Here is an 11,448-nt window from a genome sequence, read left to right on the forward strand (position 1 = left end):
CAACCGGCGCCAGAGGCTTGAGGCCCGCCGATCGCCACGGGCCTCTGCAGGCGACCGCGCCACAGCGCCGGCCAATGAGGCCGGCGCCGACGCACACTCAGATCAGCGACGGTTCCAGCGCAGCGGCGCGGCGCAGCTCGGAGGCACGCACCAGCACCTTGGGCGGGTCGAGTTCTTCGGGGATGCAGAAAATGCCGGCGCGGCGTAGCGCCATGCCGGTGCGACGCAGCGAGGTCAGCGCCACCACCGGAATCGACAACGCCATGCCGACGATCACAGGCCCCATCCAGGCGGCCAGCGCGGGCGAGACCGCGTAGGCCACCGCGCCCATGAACAGGCCGAACACGGTCAGACCGCCATAGCTGCGAAACAGCGCCGGCCACGACAGCTTGCCGTCGTCGCGCACCTGCGCATCCCAGCCCGAATCCTTGCCCGCCAGGACCTCGAACACACCGCGCGACTGCAGGTACATCACCACCGGCGCCATCAGGGCGGCCAGCACGGTCTCCAGCAGGATGCTCACCGCAGCGCGGAAGGCACCACCGCAGGCGCGCAGTTCGCGCGGGTTGAGCAGCAACGCGATGTAGCCGAGCAGCTTGGGCGCCAGCAACACGAACATGGTGCAGATGAAGATCCAGATCGCATTGCCCTGGCTGCTGCCGTGCCAGTAACGGGCGGGCGAGAACGGCAGGTCGCCGGCCAGATCGATACCGCCGCCGGCCAGCGGAATGCCGATGCCGATCAGCATCAACAGACCCCACATCGGCGCGGTGAAGTAATGCCCGATGCCGATCAGCATGTGCATGCGGCTGATCCAGTGCAGGCCTTTGGCGCTCACCACCTTGGCGTGCTGCAGGTTGCCCTGGCACCAGCGGCGGTCGCGGATCAGCAGGTCGGTCAGCGTGGGCGGGCCTTCTTCGTAGCTGCCCTGCAGGTACGGCACCATGTGCATGGCCCAGCCGCCGCGCCGCATCAGCGCCGCTTCGACGAAGTCGTGGCTGAGCACATGCCCGCCGAACGGCTTGCGCCCGCGCAGCGACGGCAGGCCGGCGTGATCGGCGAAGGCCTGGGTGCGGATGATGGCGTTATGGCCCCAGTAATTGCTCTCGGCGCCGTGCCACCAGGCCACGCCGAAGGCGATGATCGGCCCGTACACGCGCCCGCCGAACTGCTGCATGCGGGCGAACAGGGTCTGCCCGTTGACCACTGCCGGCAAGGTCTGGATCAGGCCCACGTCCGGGTTGTTTTCCATGCCGGCGACCAGCCGCACGATGGTGTCGCCGGTCATCACGCTATCGGCGTCCAGGATCAGCATCTGCGGGTAGCTGCCGCCGAAGCGACGCACCCAGTCGGCCACATTGCCGGCCTTGCGCGCGGCGTTGTCGGCGCGGCGGCGGTAGAAGATGCGGCCGTGCCCGTCGACGCGATCGCAAAGTTCGTTATAGACCAGCTCCTCGGCGCGGCCGATGTGCTCGCGGGTGGTGTCGCTGAGCACGAAGAAATCGAAATGCTCCAACTGGCCGGTCTCGGCGACCGATTCGTAGATGGCCTGCAGGCCGGCCAACAGCCGGCGCGGGTCTTCGTTGTAGGTGGGCATCAGCAACGCGGTGCGCGAACGCAGCGTGGGCAGGGGTTGCTCCGGGTCGATGCCGAGCTTGCGGCCGGCGCGCGCCACCACGGTGACGAAACCAGCCACCGCGCTGGCGAAGGACATGGCGATCCAGGCGAACAGCAACACGAACAGGCCGAGCAGGCAGCCTTCCAGCACGCTGATGCCGTCGGGCCACAGCACGCTGAGCATCACCCACACGGCGATGGCGGTGGTGGCGAAGGTGCCGCCGATCAAATAGAAGCGGCGCACGCCGATGCCGGGCGGCGAAGTGCGCTGGTGGCGCACTTGCAGGCTGCCTTCGCGCAGGTTCTGTTCGGGCATCGCCAGCGGTGCTTCCGGCGGCAGCGTGGGCGTGCCGGCATCGAGGGCGGAAACGGGGGGCATTGCAGTCGTTGTCGGGGAAGGAGTCACGGTGCCATCCATCAGGGCTGCCCGTCGCGCGAGGACGACAGTGCGGGCTGACACGGGAGGTCCATCCCCGCCATGCAGTGCGATGTTGCCTGGCACGCGGCCGAGCGGGCGAGCCCGACGGTGTACGACCAAGACGCTCTGAAACCACTCCGATGCACAAGTTCTCCTGGCTGCAATCTCACCTCGCAGCTCATCCTAAAGAATCGACCGTTAAAGGAACGAACGCCGCGTACGGTCTTCGCCCTCCCCCACGAGGACCGCGCGGCAGACTACGCCGCACCGACCGAACGCAACCCCAACAGATTGCAGCCTAGCGCAGACCCTGTCACGGACCGCTGGCCGGGCCATCCTGCCGGAGAGGTGCAATTGGTGTGCCATGGCGTGCAATCGGTTGCGGCGACGGGGCGCTGGCGTTGCGTTGTGCCGATGCGGTCAGAGGTTGGGACAAGCGATTGGTTGGTCGCTCTGCATCGCTCAAGGCGCTCTGGAATTCCAGGCATTGCGGTGGTCGAACGTTCTCAAGGCCTGCGGCAACAGCTTGATTGGTCGAGTATGCGGCGTCCTCGCCGCACCAGACAGTTGCGCGATGCCCGGGAAAGCGGCTCATCGCACGTGGTTTGTTTGCTGATGCAACCGCTTGATCGAGGCATCAATGACGTCTGCGAGCGCTCGGCGATCCTCAGGCCCGGCGTGTCGCGTGCGCAGTGCCCTCGCCGCTCGCCGGACACGCCGTGAATCCATCCTGGGGCGCGATGGCGGCATCCATGCCGCCAGCAGCGAGGGCGTTGCACAGAACGTTCGCCGCTTGCTGACCGACAACAGCAAGCACAAACCGCATGGCAGGCAAGGCTTATTCAAACGCGGCATATCGATATGGCACATGCGCCATCGCGCAAGGGCAGCCGCCCTGGTCCTCACGCAATGACGTTGTGAGCCGTCTTACTTGCGTGCCGCCGCGCTGGCGTCGCGGGTAGCGCGGAACTCCGAATCCTGGCTCCAGTTCGGCCACTGGCGCGAGTCGGCCAGCTGCTGGCCCAATGCATACAGCACGCCCAGGTCGCGGGCGGCGCCGGCGAAGGTCCAATCCGGCTTCCATTCGTCGCCTTGCTGGTGATAGCGCTTGGCGGTGTAGTCGTCGGCGGCCGCCTTTCCTGCCGCCACGCCGCCCACTTCCCAATCCTGGCCGGCTGCATACGACAGCGCCGGCACGCCGCGCTTGGCGAACGAGAAATGATCGGAACGGAAGAAATACCCGGCCTGCGGCTTGGGATCGGGCGTGTAACGCAGCTTGGATTGCGCGGCCACGCTCTTCAGTTGATCGAGCAGCTCGAGCTTTGCCGTGCCGTAGATGCCGAAGTCGCGCGAGGGCACGAACGGATTCATGCCGTCCATGTTGATCACCGCCACCGTGGTGTCCAGCGGGTACAGCGGCTTGGAGGCGTAGAACTCCGAGCCCAGCAGGCCCTTTTCTTCGGCGGTGACCGCCAGGAAGACCACCGAGCGCTCAGGCGTTGGCCCCTGGGCGAAACCACGCGCCAGCTCCAGCAGCGCGGCGGTGCCGCTGGCATTGTCCAGTGCCCCGTTGAAGATGGTGTCGCCGCGTGCATCCGGCTTGCCCACGCCGATATGGTCCCAGTGCGCGCTGTAGATCAGCGTCTCGTCCGGATGTTTGCTGCCTTCCAGCCGCGCCACCACGTTGTGCGAGGTGATCACATCGGATTTGACCTGGTAGCTGGCGCTCAAACGTTGGTCCTTGAGCTCGACCGGCTTGAACCCGCGCGTCTGCGCCTGCTTCTTCAAGGTCTCGAAATCCAGCCCGGTGTGCTTGAACAGCTCGGTGGCCAGATCGCGCTGGATCCAGCCTTCCAGCGTGGGATGCGCGCTGCGCGGGTTGTCGCGCACCACGTCGAACATGGTGTTGGTGTTGGAGCTGGCCACCGTGTCCCAGCCATACGAGGCAGGCGCGGTTTCGTGCACCACCAGCACGCCGAGTGCGCCCTGGCGCGCGCCTTCTTCGTACTTGTAGGTCCAGCGGCCGTAGTAGGTCATGCCGGTGCCGTCGAAGTCGCCCTTGCCGGTTTCGAAATCCGGGTCGTTGATCAGCACCACCGCGATCTTGCCCTTCAGGTCCACACCCTTGAAATCGTCCCAGTTGCGCTCGGGCGCCTTGACGCCGTAGCCGACGAACACCAGCGGCGCGTTGGCGATCTCCACTTTGGATGAGCCATCCAGCGCGGCACGGATGGCGATTTGCTTGCCTTGGGTCAGCGTTTGCGGCTTGCCCGCGTTCTGCACCGCAATGGTCGGCGTGCCGACGATATCGGCGCGCCGCAACGGCACCGCCTGGGTCCAGCCGCGCTTGCCGTTGGCCAGGTCGCCGCCCGGCTGCAGGCCGGCTTCGGCGAACTGCTCGCTCAGATAAGCAATGGTCTTTTCTTCGCCGGCAGTGGCCGGGCCGCGGCCTTCATAGGCGTCGGAGGCCAGTTCCTTGACGTCGCGCGAGATGCGCGCGCCATCGAAACTCGGCGTGGCCGCCATCAGTGCGGTCGAGACCGCCATTGCCAGAAGTCCCACGGCAACTCGCTTCATTGCACACCCCGCATCATGGATAGCCCTGGAGTGTAGCCAGCATCGCGTGCAGGCCGATACCTGCGGCTGCGCCGAAGCATGCGATGCGGGTGCGATGAATACTGCAGAAGCTTCGTGTCTGCATCCACGGCCAAGAGCTCTGGCCTGTTTCAGCGCCGCGCTGGCGCCTAGAACAGATCGATGCTGCCCACTGGTTGCGCAACCTGCTGCAATTGCCCACCGGCAATCAGCTCAGCATAGACCGCCGCGCGATTGCGGCCGTTCTGCTTGGCCCAGTACAGCGCCTTGTCGGCTTCGTCCAGCATTTCGCTGATCAGCCGACCGTGCGTCAGTTCGACGATGCCGGTGCTGAGCGTGACCTGCCCCACCTGCGGGAACAGGTGCTCGGCCACCGCCAGCCGGAATCGCTCGAACAGACTCACGGCCGTGTCGCGGTCCACGCCGCGCAACACGATCACGAACTCTTCGCCGCCGAAGCGGAACAGCAGGTCGTCCTGGCGAAAGGCACGCTGCATCAGCTGTGCGACCAGCAGCAGTACCTCATCGCCATACAGATGCCCGAAGGTGTCGTTGACGCGCTTAAAGTGATCGATGTCCACGATGCCCAGCCACACGCCCTGCTCTGCGGCGGAGTCGGCACCACCGGCAAACAGCCGCAGGATCACATCGTCGAAGGTCTTGCGGTTGCGCAGGCCGGTCAGCGCATCGCGCTGGGCGTCGTCGAGCAGGCTGCGGTAGTTCTGGAAGAAGCGCGCAAAGCCCTGCAGCATCGCTTGCTCGGCAACGCCGGGAATACGCGTCCCGCCCACCCGCAGGCAGGTCCGGATGCCGCGCGCTTCCATCATCGGGTAGACCAGCAGGGCGCGGCCGTCTTCGTGCAGCTGCACCACATCGCCCGGCCCATGCACCTCGGCCAGCTGGATGCGCGTGCGCGCATCGTGGATCTCCGCCACCGTCAACGCCAGCCGGCCATCGTCGCGCAGGCGCGTTTCGGCGATGCTGTTGCTGTCCGGGGCGATGCGCAGCAGCGAAAGTTCTTCGGCCGCGCAGACTTCGCGCACGGTGCGCAACAGGCTCAGATCGAGCAGGTCCGCATCGCGGATGGCGGTCAGGTCCACCATCCGTTCCAGCAACGGTGCGTTGGTCACGGCTGCGCCCTCCGGCGGGCGGACACGAACCCGTCATGCCGGGCTTGGCACGCAGGTACACATCTCGGGCTGAAACCCACTGGCATCACAGCGACGACCGGCAATGAGGATGCCGAATCATCGGCGTCGCCCGCCGGAACTTGAATTCGCTCGCAGCCGCGCTCAGCGCACGGACAGCCCGGGATGACGCGCCGCAGGCCTGCCAGGCGCATTCCATCTCAACGTGAATAACACGCTCTAAGGCAGTGCCGATTCCAGCGCGTCTTCGCCCAAGGCATGCCGCTGCATCAGGCGGCGGCTGCCGGCATTCAGGCCTTTCACCTGCACGTCCAGCCCGTGATGACGCAAACGCTGCACCACCTTGTCCAGTGCCGCCACCGCGGTGATGTCCCAGAAGTGCGCGCGGCCGACATCGATCACCACTGCGCGACCGGGCACCTCGCGTGCGTCGAAGGCGTCGATGAACACATCGGCCGAGGCGAAGAACACCTGCCCGCGCACGCTGTAGGTGCGCACGCCGTCCGTGCCATCGTGATGCGCGATCTGCAGCAGCCCGGCCACCTTGAAGGTGAAGAACACCCCGCTCAGCAGCACGCCGACCGCCACACCTGCCGCCAGGTTGTGCGTGAACAACGTGACCGCCACGGTGGCCAGCATCACCACGCTGGAGGTGCGCGGGTGGGTCACCACGGTGCGCAGCGAGCGCCAGTCGAAGGTCTCTGCCGACACCATCACCATGATCGCCACCAGCGCCACCACCGGCACCTGCGACACCCACGGCTTGAGCAGCACCATCAGGATCAGCAGGAACACGCCGGCAAACAACGTGGACAGCCGGCCGCGGCCGCCGTATTTCACGTTGCCCACGGTCTGCCCGATCATGCCGCAGCCGGCGATGCCGCCGAACAGGCTGGCCGCCGCGTTGGCGATGCCCAGGCCGGTGCATTCGCGGTTCTTGTTGCTGGGCGTGTCGGTGAGCTCATCGACCACGCGCGCGGTCATCATCGACTCGAGCAGGCCCACCATGGCAATGGCCAGTGCCGGCAGCGCGATGATGCGCAGCGTCTCCAGCGTCAACGGCACCGCCGGCCATTGCAGGAACGGTAGCGCGTTGGGCAGCTTGCCCAGATCGGCCACCGTCTTGAGCGGCAGATGCAGCGCGGTACCGGCCACGCTGAGCAGCAGGATGCACAGCAGGGGCGAGGGAATCGCCGACAGCCCCGGCAGGCGCAGACGCGGCAGGCCGTAGATGATGGCCAGGCCTGCGCCCAGCATGACCCAGGTGGTCAGGTTGGCCCCGAGCAGATGCGGCAGTTGCGCTGCGAAGATGAGCACGGCCAGCGCGTTGACGAAACCGGTGCGCACCGAACTGCTGACAAAGCGCATCAGCACGCCCAGGCGCAACAACCCGAACAGGATCTGCACCATGCCAGCGAGCAGGCCGGCGGCCAGCAGATAGGGCAACCCGTGCGCGGCCACCAGCGGTGCAGCCACCAGCGCCACCGAGCCGGCCGCAGCCGAAATCATTGCCGGCCGCCCCCCGCAAAACGCGATCACGATGCCGATCACGAAGGATGCGAACAGGCCCACCTGCGGATCCACCCCGGCGACGAACGCGAATGCAATCACTTCGGGAATCAGCGCAAATGTGGCGACCGCACCGGCCATGAGTTCGCGCGCGGGGGAGGCGCGCCATTGCGCCATTTCGGCACGCAACAAGGACATTGAGGGACACTCCGGGGGACAAAAAGGACAGCCTGCGGACAGCACGCAGCAGCGATAGTGTGCGGGAAAGCGACCTCGCCCGCAGCTTGCGTGTGATCGGTGCGCCACTGCGCTCTTCTGTGGCAGCGGTCACGCCACACGGCGCAGCCGAAGACCAAGATGCCCCCCTCACCGCACTCGGCCGTCGAGTTCGGTCATCCAGGGAGACCATCATGTCCATTTTCAGGACTGCAAGTACGCTCGCATTGGCAACGATGTTAGCGCTCACAGCCGCACCGGCTTTCAGCTATTCGGTCAGCAACAACAAGATCGTCGACGACAACGGCAACGTGGTTCAGCTCAAGGGCGTCAACGTGTTCGGCTTCGAGACCGGCAACCATGTCATGCATGGCCTGTGGGCACGCAACTGGAAGGAGATGATCAACCAGATGCAGGGCCTGGGCTTCAACGCGGTGCGCCTGCCGTTTTGCCCGGCCACGCTGCGTAGCGGCCAGATGCCCAGCAGCATCGACTACAGCCGCAACGCCGATCTGCAGGGCCTGACCTCGCTGCAGATCCTCGACAAGGTGATCAACGAATTCAACGCACGCGGCATGTATGTGCTGCTGGATCACCACACGCCCGATTGCGCGGCGATTTCCGAGCTGTGGTACACCAGTTCATATTCCGAAGCGCAATGGCTGGACGATCTGCGCTTTGTCGCCAACCGCTACAAGAACGTGCCGAGGGTGATCGGCGTGGATCTGAAGAACGAGCCGCACGGCGCCGCGACCTGGGGCACGGGCAACGCCGCCACCGACTGGAACAAGGCCGCCGAGCGCGGTTCTGCCGCCGTGCTTGCGGTGGCGCCGAAGTGGATCATTGCGGTGGAAGGCATCACCGACAACCCGGTGTGTTCGACCAATGGCGGCATCTTCTGGGGTGGCAGCCTGCAGCCGCTGGCCTGCACCCCATTGAACATTCCGGCCAACCGACTGTTGCTGGCACCGCATGTGTACGGCCCGGACGTGTTCGTGCAGTCGTACTTCAACGACAGCAACTTCCCCAACAACATGCCTGCGATCTGGGACCGCCATTTCGGCCAGTTTGCCGGCAATCACGCACTGCTGCTGGGCGAATTCGGCGGCAAGTACGGCGAAGGCGATGCGCGCGACAAAGTCTGGCAGGACGCGCTGGTGAAGTACCTGCGTGGCAAGGGCATCAACGAAGGGTTCTATTGGTCGTGGAACCCCAATAGCGGCGATACCGGCGGCATCCTGCGCGACGACTGGATCAGCGTGCGCGAAGACAAGATGACCTTGTTGCGGACGCTGTGGGGAACGGTAAGCAACAGCACACCGACGCCAACGCCGACACCGACGCCGACACCGACGCCAACCCCGACGCCAAGCGCGGGCTTCAGTACCAAGGTGATCCCGGACAGTAGGTGGAACGGAGGCTACTGCAACCGCGTGCAGGTCACCAATACCGGCACCGCCAGCGGCAACTGGTCGATCTCGCTGACAGTCACCGGCACCGTCAACAACGCCTGGAACGTTACCTGGTCACAGAGCGGCACCACACTCCAGGCCAGCGGCGTGGACTTCAACCGCACGCTGGCGCCCGGCGCCACTGCCGAGTTCGGCTTCTGCGCTGCAGGTTGATGCAATGCGGCGGACACGCAGTGCGTGTCCGCCGTTGCATCGATGGACCAATGCTGATGCTTCCGTAGCAGCGCGCGGGCGCGAGGAACGTTACCGATACGTCTTGTCGCGGCCGGTGCGCTCCTACATTGCATTGGCACGTTGTTGCATCGCCTGAGCGGACGCTGCCGCAGTTAGTATTCAACCTGCATGTGAATCAGCCGCTATCCATGATGTAGCGCCGTGCGCGCGTTCTGGATGTCGTTGTCATGCCTGTTGTTTCCCTCTTGCGTCGTTCTGTTGCCAATCTCCCGCTCACCCGAAAGTTCGTCCTGTTGTGCACGCTATTGACCGTGGGCGTGATCCTGCTGGCGATGGCCGCCGCGCGCCTGCAATATCTGGATCTGGTGGAGGCGCGCAAGCTCAGCGTCAAGACCGAGGTGGAGATGGGCCTGACGGTGATGCAGCACTATGCCGACAAGGTCAAAGCCGGCGAGCTGAGCCTGGAGCAAGCCAAGGAAGCCGCGCGCACCACGCTGGCCGACATGCGCACCAACGACGGGGTGGATTACTTCTTCATCGTCGACCCGCAGATGCGCATCCTGATGCATCCCAAGCGCCCGGTCGGCACCGACATGACCGACTACAAGAGCGATGCCGGGCAATACGTGTATCGCGACATCAAGACCGCCATCGATAGCGGCGACGGCTTCAGCTATTACGACGCGCCCAAGCCGGGCAAGAAGGAACAGCTACCGAAGATCAGCTATGCCAAGACCTTTCCGGCCTGGAACTGGGTGCTGGTGATGGGCGTGTATGCCGAAGACATCCAAGTGCAGGCGTGGGGTTTCACGCGCACCCTGACCTTGATCGGCGGCGCCCTGGTGGCGCTGGTGATCGGGCTGTGCTGGCTGATCGCCTCGGCCATGGCCGCGCCGCTGCGCGCTGCCTCGCGCACTGCCGAAGCCATCGCCTCGGGCCGCTTCGACAACGACATCCGCGTGGAATCGCGCGATGAAACCGGCCAGCTGATGCACAGCATGCAGCAGATGCAGACCCAGCTGCAGCGCTTCAACGGCGAGATGCAGACCATGATCCGCCTGCAGCAGGGCGAGAACATCGCGCACCGCATTCCGGAAGATTTCCCCGGCGATTACGGCACGCTGGCGCACGGCGTCAACACGGTGGTATTCGAACATCTAGATGCCATCAACGAAGCGATGGACGTGATGAGCGACTACGGCCGTGGCGATCTGCGCCGCGACATGCGTCGCCTGCCCGGCCAGCGCGCAGCCTTGCATCAGGCGCTGGATACGGTGAAAGAGAATCTGTCTGCAATCAACAGCGACATCGCGCGCCTGGCCGATGCAGCTGCGCGCGGCGATTTCTCCGCACGTGGCGACCAATCGCATTACCAGTTCGCGTTTGCGGAAATGGTGCAGGCGCTGAACCGGCTGATGCAGCAGGCCGACGCCGGGTTGGACGATGTGGGCCGCATCATGGCCGCGATCGCCGACGGCGACCTGTCGCAGCGCGTGGAGTCGCATTACGAAGGCGCGTTCGGTCGCCTGGCCGATGCAGCCAACCGCACCGCCATCCAATTGACCAGCATCGTGCAGGGCATCCAGCACTCGGCCGAGATGATCAATACCGCGGCAGGCGAGATCGCCAGCGGCAATGCCGACCTGTCCACGCGCACCGAGCATCAGGCAGCGAACCTGGAAGAAACCGCCGCTTCGATGGAAGAACTCACCTCCACCGTGCGCCAGAACGCCGACAACGCGCGCCAGGCCAACCAACTGGTCAAGGGCACCGGCGATGTGGCCGAGAGCGGCGGCCGCGTGGTGCAGGAAGTGGTGAGCACCATGCAGGCGATCACGCAATCGTCGGCGCGTATTTCCGACATCATCGGGGTGATCGACGGCATCGCCTTCCAGACCAACATCCTGGCGCTGAATGCGGCCGTGGAAGCAGCGCGCGCAGGCGAGCAAGGCCGTGGCTTTGCCGTGGTCGCCACCGAAGTGCGCGCCCTGGCGCAGCGCTCGGCCGGTGCTGCCAAGGAAATCAAGCAGCTGATTTCCGATTCGGTGGAAAAAGTGGCGCAGGGTTCGGAGCTGGTGCAACAGGCCGGCAGCACCATGACCGAGGTGGTCAGCTCGGTGAAGCGCGTGACCGACATCATGGCCGAGATCACCGCGGCCAGCACCGAACAAAGCGCCGGCATCGAACAGGTCAGCACCACGGTGATGCAGCTGGACGAAATGACCCAGCAAAACGCCGCACTGGTGGAAGAAGCCACCGCGGCCGCGCGCAGCATGGAAGACCAGGCAGCAGACCTGAC

The 11,448-nt window shown here is 65.3% G+C and carries 6 protein-coding genes; 2 read left to right on the forward strand and 4 right to left on the reverse strand.

Annotation, left to right across the window (positions count from 1 at the left end; translation table 11 throughout):
• Positions 1–97 precede the first annotated feature (97 nt).
• The 4 genes from mdoH to LN450_RS00390 all read right to left on the reverse strand — a co-directional run bounded on the left by mdoH (position 98) and on the right by LN450_RS00390 (position 7,485).
• Positions 98–2,035: a glucans biosynthesis glucosyltransferase MdoH gene (mdoH, locus tag LN450_RS00375; RefSeq protein WP_011346300.1), complete on the reverse strand. Its 1,938-nt coding sequence runs from the start codon at positions 2,033–2,035 to the stop codon at positions 98–100.
• Between the two features lie 927 nt (positions 2,036–2,962).
• A complete protein-coding gene (locus LN450_RS00380) occupies positions 2,963–4,612 on the reverse strand; it encodes a M28 family metallopeptidase (RefSeq protein WP_011346298.1) in 1,650 nt (549 codons plus the stop codon).
• 167 nt (positions 4,613–4,779) lie between these two features.
• Entirely contained in the window at positions 4,780–5,760 is a 981-nt protein-coding gene (locus tag LN450_RS00385; RefSeq protein ID WP_011346297.1) for a GGDEF domain-containing protein, read from the reverse strand.
• 237 nt (positions 5,761–5,997) lie between these two features.
• The gene (locus LN450_RS00390; protein ID WP_011346296.1) at positions 5,998–7,485 is read right to left on the reverse strand and encodes a SulP family inorganic anion transporter; all 1,488 of its coding nucleotides are present in this window, start codon (positions 7,483–7,485) and stop codon (positions 5,998–6,000) included.
• Positions 7,486–7,697: 212 nt separating this feature from the next.
• Here LN450_RS00390 and LN450_RS00395 point away from each other — a divergent pair, with 212 nt between their 5' ends.
• Both LN450_RS00395 and LN450_RS00400 read left to right on the forward strand, forming a co-directional pair.
• Positions 7,698–9,128 carry a cellulase family glycosylhydrolase gene (locus tag LN450_RS00395; protein ID WP_039416984.1) on the forward strand — a complete coding sequence of 477 codons (1,431 nt, stop codon included), beginning with the start codon at positions 7,698–7,700 and terminating at the stop codon, positions 9,126–9,128.
• A gap of 266 nt (positions 9,129–9,394) precedes the next feature.
• The coding region (locus LN450_RS00400) for a methyl-accepting chemotaxis protein (protein ID WP_228884912.1) at positions 9,395–11,448 on the forward strand (2,054 nt) is incomplete at its 3' end.

It is taken from the genome of Xanthomonas euvesicatoria pv. euvesicatoria (assembly GCF_020880415.1).
GTDB classification, from domain to species: domain Bacteria; phylum Pseudomonadota; class Gammaproteobacteria; order Xanthomonadales; family Xanthomonadaceae; genus Xanthomonas; species Xanthomonas euvesicatoria.

Coding starts and splice junctions, on each gene's coding strand:
- mdoH (WP_011346300.1), bottom strand. CDS start 2,035: ATGGATGGCACCGTGACTCCTTCCCCGACAACGACTGCAATGCCCCCC.
- LN450_RS00390 (WP_011346296.1), bottom strand. CDS start 7,485: ATGTCCTTGTTGCGTGCCGAAATGGCGCAATGGCGCGCCTCCCCCGCG.
- LN450_RS00380 (WP_011346298.1), bottom strand. CDS start 4,612: ATGAAGCGAGTTGCCGTGGGACTTCTGGCAATGGCGGTCTCGACCGCA.
- LN450_RS00395 (WP_039416984.1), top strand. CDS start 7,698: ATGTCCATTTTCAGGACTGCAAGTACGCTCGCATTGGCAACGATGTTA.